The following is a 17371-nucleotide window of genomic DNA, read 5'->3' as shown; positions in this document are numbered from 1 at the left end:
GGTGCCCTATGAGACTTATTCCGCTGCATAACGCGACCGACGTTGGTCTGTGGTCTGCCCGTCATATCGTCAAGCGCATCAAGGCGTTCCAACCGACTGCCGAGCGGCCGTTTGTGTTGGGACTGCCAACCGGTGGCACACCGCTGCAAACCTACAAGCGTTTGATCGAACTGTATCAAGCAGGTGAGGTCAGCTTCCGTCACGTCGTAACCTTTAACATGGATGAATACGTGGGGTTGCCCGAATCGCATCCGGAGAGTTACCACAGCTTCATGTATAACAACTTCTTCAATCATATTGATATTCAAAAAGAAAATATCAATCTGCTCAATGGTAACGCACCAGATGTAGACGCGGAGTGCCGTCGCTATGAAGAGAAAATTAAATCTTACGGTAAGATCCACCTGTTCATGGGGGGCGTAGGCAACGACGGCCATATCGCCTTCAACGAGCCCGCCTCCTCGCTGGCGTCACGCACGCGTATCAAGACCCTGACCGAAGACACGCGCATCGCCAACTCGCGCTTCTTCAACGGCGACATCAACCTGGTGCCGAAGTATGCGCTGACCGTTGGTGTGGGCACCCTGCTGGATGCGGAAGAGGTGATGATTCTGGTGACCGGCCATGGTAAAGCCCTGGCGTTGCAGGCGGCGGTTGAGGGAAGCGTCAACCATATGTGGACCATCAGCGCTCTGCAATTGCATCCCAAATCTGTGGTGGTATGCGACCAGCCGGCTACCATGGAACTGAAAGTCAAAACGGTTAACTACTTCCGCGAGTTAGAAGCGGAAAATATGAAAGATCTTTGATAACTACGCTCCGGGGGAATGTGATGTACGCTTTAACCCATTGTCGGATTTATACCGGCCACGATATTCTTGACGACCATGCTGTTGTGATCGCCAATGGTTTAATTGAAAAAATCTGTCCTGAGTCCGCACTCGCTCCAGACATCGCCACGCGCGATCTGGGCGGCGCCATCCTGGCCCCCGGCTTTATCGATGTCCAGCTCAATGGCTGCGGCGGCGTGCAGTTTAACGACAGCGAGCAGGCCGTCAGCGAGCAAACGTTGGACATCATGCAGCGCGCCAACGAGCGATCCGGCTGCACCAGTTATCTGCCGACGCTGATCACCTGTAGCGATCAGATGATGCAGCGTGGCATTACCGTGATGCAGGCCTACCTGCACAAACACCGTAATCAGGCGCTGGGTCTGCATATCGAAGGACCCTACATTAGCCTGGAGAAGAAAGGCACCCACAACCCGCGCTATATCCGTCGTCCGGATCGCGCCATGCTCGACTTTATCTGTGCCCACGCCGACGCCGTCGTCAAGGTCACCATGGCGCCGGAGATGAGCGACGAGGCCGCCATCCGTCAGTTACGCGCCGCCGGGATCGTGGTTTCTGCCGGCCATTCCAACGCCAGCTATGATGAAGCCCGACGCGGCTTCGCCGCCGGGATGCGCTTTGCCACCCACCTGTATAACGCGATGCCAGCGATCAGTGGTCGCGCACCGGGACTGATGGGCGCCATCTTCGATACGCCGGAGGTCTATACCGGCATCATCGCTGACGGTCATCATGTCGCCTGGCCCAACATCCGCATGGCGAAAAAGCTCAAGGGCGACCATCTGGTGCTGGTTACCGACGCTACCGCCCCGGCGGGGGCCGACATTGACAGCTTCATTTTTGCGGGGAAAACAGTATATTACCGCAATGGCTTGGTCGTAGACGAAAACGGCACCCTGAGCGGATCCGCACTGACCATGATCGAAGCCGTGCAGAATAGCGTCGAACATGTCGGTATCGCCTTAGATGAGGCGCTGCGCATGGCTAGCCTCTACCCGGCCCGTGCCATTGGCGTCGAACAGCGCCTGGGCAGCATTGAGCCAGGTAAGGTGGCGAACCTGACGGCGTTTACCCGCGATTTCCGGGTAACCACGACCATCGTTAACGGTGAAACCGTCTACCAACACGGCGGTGAATAACAACAGACGGGTGAATGAGTGATGGCCACGGGTGGACTAGGACAGATCGGTAACGTCGATCTGGTAAAGCAGCTAAATAGCGCGGCGGTATACCGCCTGATCGACCAGCAAGGTCCAATCTCGCGTATTCAGATCGCCGAGTATAGCCAACTCGCCCCGGCCAGCGTCACCAAAATCACCCGTCAGTTACTGGAGCGCGGGCTGATCAAAGAGGTCGATCAGCAAGCCTCCACCGGCGGACGGCGCGCTATCTCCATCATCACCGAGACCCGCCATTTTCAGGCTATCGCCATTCGTCTCGGGCGTCATGACGCCACCATTACCCTGTACGATCTCAGCGGCAAGGAGTTAGGCATCGCCCACTACCCGTTGCCGCAGCGTACGCAGGACAGCGTCGAACACGCCCTGTTTCAAGCCATCGAGCATTTCATCCAGGAGCACCAGCGTAAGACGCGCGAGCTGATCGCCATCGCCTTGATGCTACCGGGTCTAGTCGACCCCGAGCGCGGTATCGTGCGTTACATGCCGCATATCGCCGTCAGCGACTGGCCGCTGGTACAACGCCTGGAGGAACGCTTCCGTCTGGCTTGCTTTATCGGCCACGACATCCGCAGCCTCGCGCTGGCCGAACACTACTTCGGCGCCAGCCGGGACTGCCGTGACTCTATCCTGGTGCGCGTACACCGCGGTACCGGCGCCGGGATCATCATCGATGAAAATATCTTTCTCGGCAGCAACGGCAACGTCGGCGAGATCGGCCACATTCAGATCGATCCACTCGGCGAACGCTGCTATTGCGGTAACTTCGGCTGTCTAGAAACCGTGGCGGCCAATGCCGCCATCGAACAGCACGCCCGCCGCCTACTGGAGCAGGGCTATCCCAGCACGCTGACACGCGAGGCCTGCACCATCAGCGCCATCTGTCGCGCGGCCAATCGCGGCGACGCACTAGCCTGCGAGATCATCGAGCGGGTCGGACGCCACCTGGGGCGCGCCATCGCCATCACCATTAACCTGTTTAATCCGCAGAAGATCGTCATCGCCGGCGACATCATCGAGGCGCGCAAGACGCTGCTACCCGCCATCGAGCGCTGCATCCAGACCCAAAGCTTGAAAGATTTTCGCCAAAATCTCCCGGTGGTCACCTCTGAACTCGACCATCGCTCGGCTATCGGTGCCTTCGCCTTGGTCAAACGTGCCATGCTGAATGGCGTGCTGCTGCAACGTCTACTGGAGCATCACGACTGATACCTCGCCGGGCACGTCTCGGCGCCTCTGACATCAAGTCCAGCGCTCCCCAGGCAGCCCCTCTGCGCCGTACCCGCTGGTGCGGCGTCCTCCTTTCCCGCCCCCGCGACGACGGTGCACGACACCGACGGGAAGCGGGATACCAGACCCGTACCCCGTGTTATAGTAAGTCACTGCATTATCAACGAGAAACCTGAACCTATGACAATAAAAAGCGTGATTTGCGATATTGATGGCGTGTTGATGCACGACAACACGCCGATCCCCGGTGCCGGCGAGTTTTTACAACATCTACAGCAACAAGCGATGCCGTTGGTGATCCTGACTAACTACCCGTCACAGACCGGGCAGGATCTGGCTAACCGCTTCGCCGCCGCCGGTATTGAGGTGCCGGAGCAGGTGTTCTACACCTCGGCCATGGCCACTGCCGACTTCCTCAAGCGCCAAGAGGGCAAGAAAGCCTATGTTATCGGCGAAGGCGCGTTGATCCATGAACTGTACAAGGCGGGGTTCACCATCACCGACATCAACCCGGACTTCGTCATCGTCGGCGAAACCCGTTCCTACAATTGGGAGATGATCCACAAGGCAGCCTATTTCGTCGCCCACGGTGCGCGCTTTATCGCCACCAACCCCGATTCCCATGGGCGTGGCTTCTTCCCCGCCTGTGGCGCTCTGTGCGCACCGATCGAATTGATCGCCGGACGCTCCCCCTTCTACGTCGGCAAACCCAGCCCCTGGATCATTCGTGCGGCCCTGAACAAGATGCAGGCGCACTCAGAAAGCACGGTGATCATCGGCGATAACCTGAAGACCGACATTCTGGCCGGCTTCCAGGCGGGACTGGAGACCATCCTGGTGCTCTCCGGCGTCTCCACCTTGGAGGATGTGGATACCATGCCCTTCCGCCCCAGCTATATCTACCCCTCGGTGGCCGACATCGATATTCTGTGATGCCGATAGCAGGCGGCGCTTGCCGCCTTTTTGAATATTCACTAATAAAAAGCCAATTTATTTAAACGTTATCTAAATTCATCCGTTTAAAAAAAACTTTTTTCGCTCCATGAGGCAAAATGCTTGATTTCCATTCAACGCATGACGCATGGTGAAAGACAGCGCGGGGCCGCCCCGTCGTCATTACCATCCGTCATGTCGTAGAGGAAACGCTATGTGTTCGATCTTTGGAGTGCTCGATCTGCAAACCGACCCGCAGGAACTGCGCAAAACCGCGCTGGAAATGTCTCGCCTGATGCGTCACCGTGGCCCGGACTGGTCCGGTATCTATGCCGGTGATAACGCCATCCTGGCCCATGAGCGCCTCTCCATTGTCGACGTCAATACCGGCGCCCAGCCGCTGTACAACCAGCAACGCACCCATGTGCTGGCGGTGAACGGCGAAATCTACAACCATCAGGCACTGCGCGAACGCCTGGCCGATCGCTACGCCTTCCAGACCGGTTCCGATTGCGAGGTGATCCTGGCGCTATACCAAGAGTACGGCCCCGACTTCCTCGATCAACTGCGCGGTATGTTCGCCTTCATCCTGTATGATGCCGAGCGCGACGCCTACCTGATCGGCCGTGACCATCTGGGGATCATCCCGCTGTATATGGGGCATGACGAGCACGGCAACCGCTTCGTCGCCTCCGAGATGAAGGCATTGGTCCCTGTCTGCCAGACACTACGCGAATTTCCCGCCGGCAGTGTCTTATGGAGCCGAGACGGTGAAATCCGCCGTTACTATCAACGCGATTGGTTCGACTATGCTGCCGTCGAGCATAACACCAGCGATAGCAGCGCCCTGCGTTGCGCCCTGGAAGAGTCGGTGAAGAGCCATCTGATGTCCGATGTCCCCTACGGCGTGTTGCTCTCCGGGGGATTGGACTCTTCCATCATCTCCGCCATCACCAAGAAGTTCGCCGCACGCCGTGTCGAGGATGACGAACGCAGCGCCGCCTGGTGGCCCCAATTGCACTCTTTCGCCGTCGGCCTAGCCGGTGCGCCGGATCTGAAGGCAGCCCAAGAGGTGGCTAACCATCTGGGTACGGTACACCATGAGATCCACTTCACCGTACAAGAGGGGATGGACGCCATCCGCGACGTGATTTACCACATCGAGACTTACGATGTCACCACCATCCGCGCCTCGACGCCGATGTACCTGATGGCGCGCAAGATCAAGGCGATGGGGATCAAAATGGTACTGTCCGGCGAAGGGGCCGACGAGGTATTCGGCGGCTACCTCTATTTTCATAAAGCGCCCAATGCCAAAGAGTTCCATGACGAGACGGTGCGTAAACTGCTGGCGCTACACATGTATGACTGCGCACGCGCTAACAAGGCGATGGCCGCCTGGGGCGTCGAGGCCCGAGTGCCGTTCCTCGACAAGGCCTTCCTCGACGTGGCGATGCGTCTCAACCCACGCGACAAGATGTGCGGCAATGGCCGCATCGAGAAGCAGCTACTGCGTGAATGCTTCGAAGCCTACCTGCCCGCCAGCGTCGCCTGGCGCCAGAAGGAGCAATTCTCCGACGGGGTGGGTTACAGTTGGATAGACTCGCTGAAAGCCGCCGCCGAGGCGCAGATCAGTGATCAAGCGCTGGCTAACGCCCATTTCCGCTTCCCCTACAATACCCCGACCTCAAAAGAGGCTTACCTGTATCGCGAGATCTTTGCACAGCTGTTTCCGCTACCCAGTGCGGCCGAGTGTGTCCCCGGCGGCCCCTCTGTCGCCTGTTCTTCCGCCAAGGCGATCGAATGGGATGCGTCGTTCCGCCGGATGGACGACCCCTCCGGACGCGCCGTCGGCGTCCATCAATCTGCCTACTAACTGATGAATGGCGGCATGCGCTAGGCAGCGTACGCCGCCCGGATAACGTAAAGTCGCCGCGCAACGCCGACTTTTTGCCGATTTTTGTTGCTTTTCACAGCGACCTGTATAATCCACAGGCAAACGGTGCATCAAAGGGAATTTGGCGTAAAAAAGGGGTTGACGCTTCCCCCCCATATCCGCATAATGCGCCCCGCAACGCCGATGAAGGCAAGCGAATAAAGTATGGCTACGTAGCTCAGTTGGTTAGAGCACATCACTCATAATGATGGGGTCACAGGTTCGAATCCCGTCGTAGCCACCATACTTTATGCTATTGCTAGGCGGGAGTGGCGAAATTGGTAGACGCACCAGATTTAGGTTCTGGCGCCGCAAGGTGTACGAGTTCAAGTCTCGTCTCCCGCACCATTTCAACCCGGCTTGCGTCGGATGGGGTATCGCCAAGCGGTAAGGCAGCGGGTTTTGATCCCGCCATCCCCAGGTTCGAATCCTGGTACCCCAGCCATATTTTTCTGTCTCATTGAGACTGGTTACAGTCCCGATTGGGGTATCGCCAAGCGGTAAGGCAGCGGGTTTTGATCCCGCCATTCCCAGGTTCGAATCCTGGTACCCCAGCCACAGAAAAATAACGCATTGTAATTCAATGCATTATATGATTTACTCAGCACTACATTGATGGCTACGTAGCTCAGTTGGTTAGAGCACATCACTCATAATGATGGGGTCACAGGTTCGAATCCCGTCGTAGCCACCATTCTTGGGGTATCGCCAAGCGGTAAGGCAGCGGATTCTGATTCCGCCATCCCGAGGTTCGAATCCTCGTACCCCAGCCAAATTTCTTCGGTTCGCTCAAGCGGGCCGCGCATCTGAGGATGCTACGCACTCTTGGGGTATCGCCAAGCGGTAAGGCAGCGGATTCTGATTCCGCCATTCCGAGGTTCGAATCCTCGTACCCCAGCCATTAAAAAAAGCTCGCCTGCGGTGAGCTTTTTTTTTCATCTGACATTGGCTAACGTCCGCGACCCGGCGGCTAACGCCGGAGCGCATTCTCACAATCCGATGGCGTAACGCAGCGCGCGCGTCTTGAGCTCTCCGGCATGCTCCGCCGCCATCAGTCCCAAGTTACGCAACAAAACCAGCGGCGGCAGACGGTTACTAAAAGCCGCATAGAAGAGATCCATTCCACTCTGCATCAACAGGTTATCCGGGCGACGCCGACGCTGGTAGCGTTGTAATACTGCCAGGCTCTGCCAGGCCTCACCGCGTGCGCGCGCCGTCAGCAACGTCGCCAACAACGCCTCGACATCGCGATAGCCCAGATTCACCCCCTGGCCGGCGAGCGGATTGATGGTATGCGCCGCATCGCCCAACAATGCCAACCCCGGCAGCACATAGTGTCGCGCATGGCGCCGAATCAATGGGAAAGCCCCCGCCGCCACCGCCTGCACCGACCCCAGACGGGAGGGAAACGTGGCGCGGATCGCCGCATCCAATTGCGGCAAAGGCAGGGCTAACAACTGGCGAATCCGCGCCGGACTGTCATACCACACCAGCGAGGCCCAGCCGGGCCACAGTGGTAAGAAAGCGCGCGGGCCCTCCGGCGTAAATTGCTGCCAGGTGACATCCTGCGGCGTCGGGGGAGTTTTGACGCTGATCAGCATGCAATCCTGACGATACTGCCACCCCTGAATGCCGATGCCGGCCTGGCTACGCACCCGCGATTCGGCCCCATCGGCGGCGATCACCAACCCGGCGTGCAGGCGCGCGCCATCATCCAACTGCAACTGCCAGCCTGCACCGTCACGCCGCAGTTGGCGTAACCCTGCGCCGGTACGCAGCGTCACCCGCTCGTCGGCGGCCAACGCCTGCCATAACGCCCACTGCAACACCCGGTTTTCTAACATATACCCCAGATAAGGCAGGCCGAGACTCTCGGCACGAAAGGCCACTCGTGCATCCTGCCACTCCCAGGTTTCCAGACCCCGGTATGGCACGGCCCGCAAGGCACACACCGCTTCCCATACACCAAGCCGCGCCAACAGGCGCACGCTGGCCATGCTGATGGCAGAGATGCGTAGATCGGGCGCGCTAGCGGGAATGAAGGGGGCTGGCGGCTGTGGCTCCACGACCGTTACCGCCAGGCCTGCCTGTGCTAAGCCCAATGCCGCCGCCGCGCCAACCATGCCGGCACCGACCACTACGATGTTGTCCGCTTGCTCCCCCATCTTGCTACCCTCTCCTCGCTATCACTGCCGCGCCTGCGGCACCGCACATTTTGCGCTAGTGTAACGGATTTCCCACGCCTTGCCCCCTGCTATCTGACTGGTCACGACAGCGCCAAGCGATTACAATAGCCGCCCTGCTGCGGACGCAACGGTCACCGCCGGCGGGCGCCTCATCGGCGTTCGCGCGTCCCTGATCCACCTGCACAGAGCAATGGCAAGTCGATGACAAAAAAACTGCATATTAAAACCTGGGGCTGTCAGATGAATGAGTATGACTCATCCAAGATGGCCGATCTGCTGGGCAGCACGCATGGCCTTGAGCTGACGGATAATGCCGAGGAAGCCGATGTCCTGCTGCTGAATACCTGTTCGATCCGTGAAAAGGCGCAGGAAAAAGTGTTCCATCAGCTTGGCCGCTGGAAGATGCTCAAAGAGGCCAAACCGGATCTAATCATCGGCGTCGGCGGTTGTGTCGCCTCGCAAGAGGGCGAACATATTCGCGAACGCGCCAGTTTCGTCGACATTATCTTTGGCCCGCAAACCCTGCACCGCCTGCCGGAAATGATCGAGCGGGCACGCGGCAGCCACAGCCCGGTGGTCGACGTCAGCTTCCCGGAGATCGAGAAGTTCGACCGCCTACCGGAACCGCGCGCCGAGGGCGCGACCGCCTTCGTTTCCATCATGGAGGGCTGCAACAAATACTGCACCTACTGCGTCGTGCCCTACACCCGCGGCGCCGAAGTCAGCCGGCCGTGTGACGATGTGCTGTTCGAAATTGCCCAACTGGCCGCCCAAGGGGTCCGTGAGGTCAACCTGCTGGGACAGAACGTTAACGCTTATCGCGGCGCCACCTTTGACGGCGGCATCTGCACTTTCGCCGAGCTGCTGCGACTGGTGGCGGCCATCGACGGTATCGACCGTATTCGCTTCACCACCAGCCACCCGATCGAATTCAGCGATGACATCATCGCTGTCTATGAGGACACGCCAGAGCTGGTCAGCTTCCTGCATCTGCCGGTACAGAGTGGCTCTGACCGTATCCTCAACCTGATGAAACGTACCCATACCGCGTTGGAGTATAAGGCGATCATCCGTAAGCTGCGCAAGGCGCGCCCGGATATCCAGATAAGCTCCGACTTTATCGTCGGTTTCCCGGGGGAGACGCAACAGGACTTCGAGCAGACCATGCAGTTAATCGCCGACGTCGACTTTGACATGAGCTACAGCTTCATCTTCTCTGCCCGCCCAGGGACACCGGCCGCCGACATGGTGGATGACGTCCCGGAAGCCGAGAAGAAGCAACGGCTGTATATTCTGCAAGAACGCATTAACCAGCAGGCGATGCGTTACAGCCGCCGTATGCTGGGCACGGTGCAGCGCATCTTGGTTGAGGGCACCTCACGCAAGAACGTGATGGAGCTCTCTGGACGCACCGAAAACAACCGCGTGGTCAACTTTGCCGGCCAACCCGAAATGATCGGCCGTTTCGTCGATGTGGAGATCACCGAAGTCTTGCCCAACTCCCTGCGTGGGGTCGTCGTACGCAGCGAAGAAGAGATGGGGCTGCGCATCAGCGAATCACCGCAGTCGGTGATCGCGCGTACCCGTAAAGAGGATGAGCTAGGCGTCGGTCGCTACCAGCCGTAACCACCGCCACGCCCGGCCCTGCGCCGGGCGTGCTTTTCCTGCCATGCCTAGGGATGATAGTGATAGCCCCCCTGGATCCCCAACGGCACGCCCAGTCCCCACATCGCCAGCAACAACACGCTCCAGCACACCGCCAACAACAGAGAATAAGGCAGCATCAGCGCCGCCAGTGAGCCAATCCCTGCCGACGAGACATATTTCCGACAGTAGACCACGACCAACGGAAAAAAGCCCATCAATGGCGTAATAATATTCGAGGTGGAATCGCCGATGCGATAGGCCGCCTGCGCCAGTTCCGGTGACAGCTGCACCGCCATCAGCATCGGCACCAAGATCGGGCTGAGTAGCGCCCACTTGGCCGACGCCGATCCCAGTAACAGATTAACCAAAAATACCAGCAGCACCACCCCGAGTAACGTCCCTGCACCGGGTATACTGAGGGCTTTGAGACCGGAAGCACCAGCCAACGCCAGCAGTGTAGCCAGGTTGGAGGCGTCAAACAGAGCGATAAACTGGGCGGCAAAGAACACCACCACCAGGTAATAGCCCATGGAGCTCATGTTGGCCGTCATCGCCACAATCACATCCTTCCCCGAGGTAAAGCGCCCACTGGCAAAGCCATATACCGTCCCCGGAATGGCAAACAGGATGAAGATCAGCGGCACGATGGCACGGATCGCCGGGGCCGACGAGGCGCTTAACGCGCCAGACGGACTGCGAAAGGGTGAGGCATCGGGGTACATTAGCAACGCCAGTCCGGCCAGCATCAGCAACATCACCGTCAGCGCCCGACGAAACGCCCGATTTTCTTGTGGAGTAAAGTCGTCAAGCGCCCCGTCAGCCGCCTCGACGGGCATATCCACCACCTGATGGCGCAAGCGCGGCTCGATAAAACGATCCGTCACCAGCCATACCAACAGGATCACCATCAGGCCTGAGAGTGAGGTAAACAGAAAATTACACAGCACGTTCACCGTATAGCCCGGCGCCAATAGGCGTGCCGCCGCCTCGCTAAACCCCGCCAATAGGGCATCATTCCCCGATGGAATAAAACTGGCCGAGTAGCCACCGGATACCCCGGCGAAAGCCGCACAGATCCCCGCCAGCGGATGGCGGCCAACACGCTGGAACACCACCCCGGCCAGCGGGATCACCAGCACATATCCCACGTCAGCCGCCACATGGCTGATCAGCGCAACCAAAACGACCATCGGCGTCAACAGCCGCAGGGGGGTGAGCCGTACCAGCTTTTTCACCGCCGCGTCGATAAAGCCGGCGCGATCAGCCACCCCAACCCCAAGCAACGCCACCAGCACGATGCCCAGCGGTGGGAAAGCGGTAAAGGATGAGGTCATCTTACTGAGGAAATCCACCAAGTGCGCCAGGGTCATCATATTGACCACCTGTACCGCCTCGCCACTACTGGGATTGATAAAGCTAAAGGAAACCTGCGACAACGCTGCCGACAGCAGCAACAACAGGATCATCAGGTAAATGAACAGCAGCGCCGGATCCGGTACCCGGTTCCCCCAGCGCTCGACGGCGCTGAGAAAGCGCGCCATCCCTCCGTGACTCTCCTCTCGCGGGGCGGACGTTTTCTGAGGTGAAGCCATGGTTTGTGCCCTCCGTTGTCTGTGTCACCACGGGCCATGGTAACAAGTCGTCTCTGGTGTTTTTTTGCGCCAATCCTCAGTTAAAAAAACGTTAAGTCAGATGTGGTAATGATATATTAATAAAACAAAATATAATGATTACATGACATTAAAATAAATGGGGCGTTCCCCGCTGACGCCGGCGTCGTGTGCGAAGATTGGCAATTGCTACCCGGTGACATGTATGATGTGCGTAACCGTTGTCTATATACCGCGTGGCCAACGCATGGCCCGCATCCCTGCGTCTCCCGCGCCGCGGGCGGCGTAATGCACACACAAATCCAGAGGATTGATTTGAACGTCACAACCGAAGAACTCTTGCTTGAACCCGCTGATAATCAGCGACTGAATAGCCTGTGCGGCCCGTTTGATGACAATATTAAACTGCTCGAACGCCGTCTGGGGATCGAAATCAGTCACCGTGACAATCACTTTAAGCTGGTCGGCCGTACCCCTTGTGTACACGCCGCCATCGATATTCTCAAACAGCTGTATGTCGACACGGCCCCGCTACGCGGCCAGATCGGCGACATCGATCCCGAACAGATCCACCTGGCGCTCAAGGAGAGCCGGGTGTTGGAGCAAGCCGCCGAGCACGTGCCCGATTACGGCAAAGCGATCCACATCAAAACCAAGCGTGGACTGATCAAGCCGCGTACCCCGAATCAAGCGCAGTACATCGCCAACATTCTCGACCACGACATCACTTTCGGCATCGGCCCGGCCGGAACCGGCAAGACCTATCTGGCGGTGGCCGCCGCTGTAGATGCCCTGGAGCGCCAAGAGATCCGCCGTATCCTGCTGACCCGCCCGGCGGTCGAAGCGGGAGAGAAACTGGGCTTTCTCCCCGGCGATCTTAGCCAGAAGGTTGACCCCTACCTGCGCCCGCTGTACGACGCGCTGTTTGAAATGCTCGGTTTCGAGCGGGTCGAGAAGCTGATGGAGCGCAACATCATCGAAGTCGCACCGCTGGCCTACATGCGTGGACGCACCCTGAATGATGCCTTCATCATCCTGGACGAAAGCCAGAACACCACCATCGAACAGATGAAGATGTTCCTGACGCGTATCGGCTTTAACTCCAAGGCGGTGATCACCGGCGATATCACCCAGGTCGATTTGCCGCGCAATCAGAAATCCGGGCTACGTCATGCCATCGAGGTACTCTCGCCAGTCGACGAGATCAGCTTCAACTTCTTCCACAGCGAAGACGTGGTACGCCACCCGGTGGTCGCTCGCGTAGTGATGGCCTACGAGGCGTGGGAAGCCGCCGAACAACAACGCAAAGCGGCGCTGGCCGCCGAGCGCAAACGCGAGGCCCAGGCCTCTCAGCAACAGGAACAAGCATGAGTCATATTATTCTCGATCTCCAAATCGCCTGCGACGACGCCCCCGGCCTCCCGGCCGAGGGGGACTTTCTCCGCTGGCTCGAGGCGGTGCTGCCGCGCTTCCGTGACGAGGCGGAGGTCACCATCCGCCTGGTGGATGAGGCGGAGAGCCACCAGCTTAACCTCACCTACCGTGGTAAAGATCGGCCAACCAACGTGCTCTCCTTCCCGTTTGAGGCCCCGCCGGAAATTGAGCTGCCACTACTCGGTGACATGGTGATCTGCCGTCAGGTGGTGGAGGCTGAGGCGCAGCAACAGAACATAACCCCGCTCTCACATTGGGCGCATATGGTTGTGCATGGCGCGCTTCATCTGCTAGGGTATGACCACATCAGCGACCAAGAGGCTGAAGAGATGGAGTCTCTGGAGGCCGAGATCATGCAGGCGTTAGGCTATCCCGATCCCTACGCGGCCGAAAAAGAGTCCAACTGAACGAACCCGCCGGGTTCATGTTTGCGCTGGCCGCGTGGCGGCCGGCGTTAAGATTGACCAGATAAAGAGTAACCACATACATACGCTATGAGCGACGACCATTCTCAGAATAGCGACAGCCCCAGTCCCCATAAGAAAGGCTTCTTTTCCCTTTTACTCAACCAACTGTTCCACGGCGAGCCGAAAAACCGCAACGATCTGGTTGAGTTGATCCGTGACTCCGAACAAAACGATCTGATCGACCCCGATACCCGCGACATGCTGGAGGGCGTCATGGATATCGCCGAACAGCGCGTGCGCGATATCATGATCCCGCGTAGCCAGATGGTCACCCTGAAGCGGAATCAGACCCTGGACGAGTGCCTGGATGTCATCATCGACTCCGCCCACTCTCGCTTCCCGGTGATCAGCGAGGACAAAGATCACATCGAGGGGCTGCTGATGGCCAAGGATCTGCTGCCCTTCATGCGCAGCGATGCCGCCCCTTTCAGCATCGACAAAGTGCTGCGCCAAGCAGTCGTGGTGCCGGAAAGCAAACGTGTCGACCGGATGCTGAAAGAGTTTCGCTCCCAGCGTTACCATATGGCTATCGTCATCGACGAGTTCGGCGGCGTCTCCGGTCTGGTCACCATCGAGGATATTCTGGAATTGATCGTCGGCGAGATCGATGACGAGTACGATGAAGTTGAGGATCGCGACGTGCGTCAGATCAGCCGCCACCTGTATACCGTGCGGGCACTGACCCAGATTGAGGATTTCAACGAAGTCTTCGCCACCCGCTTCAGCGACGAGGAAGTCGACACGATCGGCGGGCTGGTGATGCAGGCCTTCGGCCATCTACCGTCGCGCGGCGAGAGCATCGAAATCGATGGCTACCAGTTTAAGGTCGCCATGGCAGACAGTCGACGGATCATCCAGGTGCACGTCAAGATCCCGGATAACGCCCCGCTGCCCCAGTTGGACACCGACATCTAGCGAAAACGCGGGGGCATCGCGCCCCCGCTCATCGCAATTACGCCAACAGGCGTCGTGGCTCGGTGTAATTCAGACCATGGGCCTGCGCCACCGCCGGACAGGTCAATTGCCCGGCCATCACATTCAATCCGGCCATTAACCCCGCATCCTGGCGTAACGCCGCCAAGCCATGATCGGCCAATGCCAAGATGTAGGGCAGCGTCGCATTATTCAGCGCCTGCGTCGCACTATAGGCCACCGCCCCCGGCATATTCGCGACACAATAGTGCACCACCCCCTCCTCAACATAGGTTGGCTCTTGGTGCGTCGTGGGGCGCGAGGTGGCAACACACCCGCCCTGATCGATCGCCACATCGACGATTGCCGATCCCGGACGCATCGTCGCCACCTGCGCCCGCGACACCAATTTAGGTGCCGCGGCGCCGGGCACCAGCACTCCGCCGATCAACAGATCGGTCGTCGGCAGCAGGCGTCCTATCGTCTCACTGCTGGAATAGAGCAGCTTCACCCGCCCCTGAAACTCACTATCCAGCCGCTGCAACACCGCCACGTTGTAGTCCAGCAACGTCACATCGGCGCGCATCCCTAGCGCCATACGCGCCGCATTGGCGCCGACCACGCCGCCCCCCAGGATCACTACCTTAGCCGGCTCGACGCCAGGCACCCCAGCCAGCAGGATACCGCGTCCTCCCTGTGTCTTCTCCAACGCCTGGGCACCAGCCTGGATCGACATCCGTCCGGCCACGGCCGACATTGGCGCCAGCAACGGCAATGCGCCGTCACTGTTGGTCACCGTCTCATAAGCGATGCAGACGGCACCACTGGCCAGCAACGCCTGGGTCTGTGCCCGATCGGGTGCCAGATGCAAATAAGCAAACAAGATCTGCCCTGGACGCAGCCGCGCGCATTCGGCCGCCTGTGGCTCCTTCACTTTCACGATCAATGCCGCGCTGGCGAACAGCGTAGCGGCATCGGCGACGATCTCGGCGCCGGCCTGGCGATACATCTCATCGCTATAGCCGATGCCCGCCCCCGCCGCGCTTTCCACCATAACTCTATGGCCTCGTAACGTAACTTCACGTACACTGCTCGGCGTCATACCGACACGATATTCGTGGTTTTTTATTTCTCTTGGTATGCCAATAATCATGTTAGCCTCACGTTATCTGCTGGTTACCGCACCCTAAAAAACAGCCGAATCATTGCATTATTTTTCACCAGTATAGGCACTGTGGAATAGAATTTGTTACCATTTTTTAACAACTGTTGGGCTACATCTCCATTCTGAAGTGAAAAGAGTAGAATTAATGACTATCGCTGCTTTACTGCAACGCCAACGCATGCGCGCGTTATTGGCCCTGGCCAGCGGGGCCTGCGGCACCCTCGCCTTCTCGCCCTATGATATCTGGCCGGCGGCGCTGATCTCCCTCTGCGGCTTGCTCGCCGTCACCTTGAATCGCACGACACGCCAGGCCATGCTACTGGGCTTCCTATGGGGGCTAGGGCTGTTCGGCAGTGGCGTCAATTGGGTTTATGTCAGCATAGCGCAGTTTGGCGGCATGCCGACGGCGATCAGCGTCTCCTTGGTGGTGCTGCTGGCTGCCTACCTGGCGCTCTACCCACTGCTGTTCTGCGCCGTACTCAACCGTCTATGGCCGCGCGCTAACCTCTGGCGTCTGGTGATCGCGGCGCCAGCGTTATGGCAGGTCAGCGAGTTTCTACGCGGCTGGGTGCTAACGGGATTTCCCTGGCTACAGTTTGGCTATAGCCAGCTCAACGGCCCATTGAAAGGGATCGCACCGCTGGCTGGCGTCGACGCCATCACCTACCTGTTGCTGGTCATCAGCGGCCTGCTTGTGTTGGCCGCCGTACGGCGTCGCACCATGCCGGCGTTGCTGGCGCTACTGCTGCTACTCGCCCCCTGGCCGCTCCGCCAACTGCATTGGTATCAAAGCCTGCCGCAGAAGTCAGTCAACGTCGCCATGGTGCAGGGCGACATCGCCCAGTCGCTGAAGTGGGACCCGAACGCGCTGATCACCTCGCTGCAAGCCTATCTCGACGCCACCCGGCCTTACCTGGGCAAGGCGCCGATCATCATCTGGCCTGAGTCGGCCATCGCCGACACCGAGGCCAACCAACAGCCGTTCCTGACCATGATGGATCGCCTGCTACGCGCCCACCACAGCAGCCTGATCACCGGTCTGGTGGACGAGCGCCCCGGGCCGCATGGCATGCGCTTCTACAACTCGGTGATCGTGCTGGGCGGCGAGACGCCTTACCACTACCCGGCGCGCCAACGCTACAGCAAACATCACCTGGTACCGTTCGGCGAGTTTGTTCCGATGGAAGATCTGTTGCGCCCGCTGGCGCCCTTCTTCAACCTGCCGATGTCGGCTTTCAGCCGTGGCGACTATGTACAGCCGGCACTCCAAGTTCAGGGTTACGATCTCACCACCGCCATCTGTTATGAGATCGTGCTGGGCGAGCAGGTGCGCGCCAACTTCCGCCCGAATACCGACTTCTTGCTCACCGTCTCTAACGATGCCTGGTTCGGCAACTCCATCGGCCCGTGGCAACACTTCCAGATGGCGCGGATGCGAGCGCTGGAGCTCGGCCGGCCGCTGTTACGCGCCACCAACAACGGCATCACCGCCGCCGTCGACGCCTCCGGTAACGTCATCGCCAGCCTGCCGCAATTCACGCGCCAGGTACTCGAAGTCAACGTTACCCCGACGCGGGGCGAAACGCCCTATGCCCGCCTGGGAAGCACACCACTATGGCTACTCAGTGCGCTGATGGGCAGCTTGGCACTACTCTACGCGCTACGCCGCCGTTAATCTCACTCGCGGGCGATCATGCCGATCGCCCGCTTCCTTGGCATACCCCTTGCAATAGTTCCCCGTAGTGGGGCAAAAACAGCCTAAACCAGCGATAAAAGGCCAGGCTTGCACCACGCTGGCGCGACACTCCGCCCTAACGGTGTG

At 59.0% G+C, this 17371-nt stretch carries 13 protein-coding genes and 7 tRNA genes; 17 read left to right on the top strand and 3 right to left on the bottom strand.

Annotation, left to right across the window (positions count from 1 at the left end; all coding sequences use genetic code 11):
- The first annotated feature begins 8 nt into the window (after window positions 1-8).
- The 12 genes from nagB (at window position 9) to EHO01S_RS06490 (ending at window position 7029) form a co-directional block, all read left to right on the top strand.
- Entirely contained in the window at window positions 9-809 is an 801-nt protein-coding gene (nagB, locus tag EHO01S_RS06545) for a glucosamine-6-phosphate deaminase (RefSeq protein ID WP_024523201.1), read from the top strand.
- A 23-nt stretch (window positions 810-832) separates the two neighbouring features.
- On the top strand, window positions 833-1990 hold the full coding sequence (nagA, locus tag EHO01S_RS06540) for an N-acetylglucosamine-6-phosphate deacetylase (protein WP_024523200.1): 1158 nt from the start codon (window positions 833-835) through the stop codon (window positions 1988-1990).
- A 21-nt stretch (window positions 1991-2011) separates the two neighbouring features.
- A complete protein-coding gene (nagC, locus tag EHO01S_RS06535) occupies window positions 2012-3238 on the top strand; it encodes a DNA-binding transcriptional regulator NagC (protein ID WP_024523199.1) in 1227 nt (408 codons plus the stop codon).
- A 201-nt stretch (window positions 3239-3439) separates the two neighbouring features.
- A complete protein-coding gene (locus tag EHO01S_RS06530) occupies window positions 3440-4192 on the top strand; it encodes an HAD-IIA family hydrolase (protein WP_024523198.1) in 753 nt (250 codons plus the stop codon).
- 214 nt (window positions 4193-4406) lie between these two features.
- Entirely contained in the window at window positions 4407-6068 is a 1662-nt protein-coding gene (asnB, locus tag EHO01S_RS06525) for an asparagine synthase B (protein WP_024523197.1), read from the top strand.
- Window positions 6069-6295: 227 nt separating this feature from the next.
- Window positions 6296-6372 (top strand) — tRNA-Met (locus EHO01S_RS06520).
- A gap of 19 nt (window positions 6373-6391) precedes the next feature.
- Window positions 6392-6476: transfer RNA gene (locus tag EHO01S_RS06515), tRNA-Leu, on the top strand.
- 22 nt (window positions 6477-6498) lie between these two features.
- Window positions 6499-6573 (top strand) — tRNA-Gln (locus tag EHO01S_RS06510).
- A gap of 38 nt (window positions 6574-6611) precedes the next feature.
- Window positions 6612-6686 (top strand) — tRNA-Gln (locus EHO01S_RS06505).
- Between the two features lie 59 nt (window positions 6687-6745).
- Window positions 6746-6822: transfer RNA gene (locus tag EHO01S_RS06500), tRNA-Met, on the top strand.
- Between the two features lie 4 nt (window positions 6823-6826).
- Window positions 6827-6901: transfer RNA gene (locus EHO01S_RS06495), tRNA-Gln, on the top strand.
- A gap of 53 nt (window positions 6902-6954) precedes the next feature.
- Window positions 6955-7029 (top strand) — tRNA-Gln (locus EHO01S_RS06490).
- Window positions 7030-7117: 88 nt separating this feature from the next.
- On the opposite strand, the gene ubiF is transcribed toward EHO01S_RS06490, so the two are convergent.
- On the bottom strand, window positions 7118-8293 hold the full coding sequence (gene ubiF / locus EHO01S_RS06485; protein WP_024523196.1) for a 3-demethoxyubiquinol 3-hydroxylase: 1176 nt from the start codon (window positions 8291-8293) through the stop codon (window positions 7118-7120).
- A gap of 222 nt (window positions 8294-8515) precedes the next feature.
- On the opposite strand from ubiF, the gene miaB reads away from it, so the two are divergent.
- On the top strand, window positions 8516-9940 hold the full coding sequence (gene miaB / locus EHO01S_RS06480; RefSeq protein ID WP_024523195.1) for a tRNA (N6-isopentenyl adenosine(37)-C2)-methylthiotransferase MiaB: 1425 nt from the start codon (window positions 8516-8518) through the stop codon (window positions 9938-9940).
- A 47-nt stretch (window positions 9941-9987) separates the two neighbouring features.
- Here miaB and EHO01S_RS06475 read toward each other — a convergent pair whose 3' ends face one another.
- The gene (locus EHO01S_RS06475) at window positions 9988-11553 is read right to left on the bottom strand and encodes an AbgT family transporter (protein WP_024523194.1); all 1566 of its coding nucleotides are present in this window, start codon (window positions 11551-11553) and stop codon (window positions 9988-9990) included.
- A 333-nt stretch (window positions 11554-11886) separates the two neighbouring features.
- Between EHO01S_RS06475 and EHO01S_RS06470 the strand changes: the two genes are divergently transcribed.
- The 3 genes from EHO01S_RS06470 to corC all read left to right on the top strand — a co-directional run bounded on the left by EHO01S_RS06470 (window position 11887) and on the right by corC (window position 14387).
- On the top strand, window positions 11887-12942 hold the full coding sequence (locus tag EHO01S_RS06470; protein WP_024523193.1) for a PhoH family protein: 1056 nt from the start codon (window positions 11887-11889) through the stop codon (window positions 12940-12942).
- The gene (gene ybeY / locus EHO01S_RS06465) at window positions 12939-13412 is read left to right on the top strand and encodes an rRNA maturation RNase YbeY (RefSeq protein ID WP_024523192.1); all 474 of its coding nucleotides are present in this window, start codon (window positions 12939-12941) and stop codon (window positions 13410-13412) included. Before EHO01S_RS06470 ends, ybeY begins: the two co-directional genes overlap by 4 nt.
- Window positions 13413-13499: 87 nt before the next feature.
- Entirely contained in the window at window positions 13500-14387 is an 888-nt protein-coding gene (gene corC / locus EHO01S_RS06460; RefSeq protein WP_024523191.1) for a CNNM family magnesium/cobalt transport protein CorC, read from the top strand.
- Window positions 14388-14424: 37 nt separating this feature from the next.
- On the opposite strand, the gene ald is transcribed toward corC, so the two are convergent.
- Window positions 14425-15537, bottom strand: a complete 1113-nt coding sequence (gene ald, locus EHO01S_RS06455) for an alanine dehydrogenase (RefSeq protein ID WP_024523190.1) — start codon at window positions 15535-15537, stop codon at window positions 14425-14427.
- Window positions 15538-15694: 157 nt separating this feature from the next.
- Here ald and lnt point away from each other — a divergent pair, with 157 nt between their 5' ends.
- The gene (gene lnt, locus EHO01S_RS06450) at window positions 15695-17224 is read left to right on the top strand and encodes an apolipoprotein N-acyltransferase (protein ID WP_024523189.1); all 1530 of its coding nucleotides are present in this window, start codon (window positions 15695-15697) and stop codon (window positions 17222-17224) included.
- The last annotated feature ends 147 nt before the right edge of the window (window positions 17225-17371 follow it).

Origin of the sequence: Edwardsiella hoshinae NBRC 105699 = ATCC 33379 (genome assembly GCF_000474215.1) — a bacterium.
Taxonomy (GTDB): Bacteria; Pseudomonadota; Gammaproteobacteria; order Enterobacterales; family Enterobacteriaceae; genus Edwardsiella; species Edwardsiella hoshinae.
This window is presented reverse-complemented; position numbering and strand designations above follow the sequence as displayed.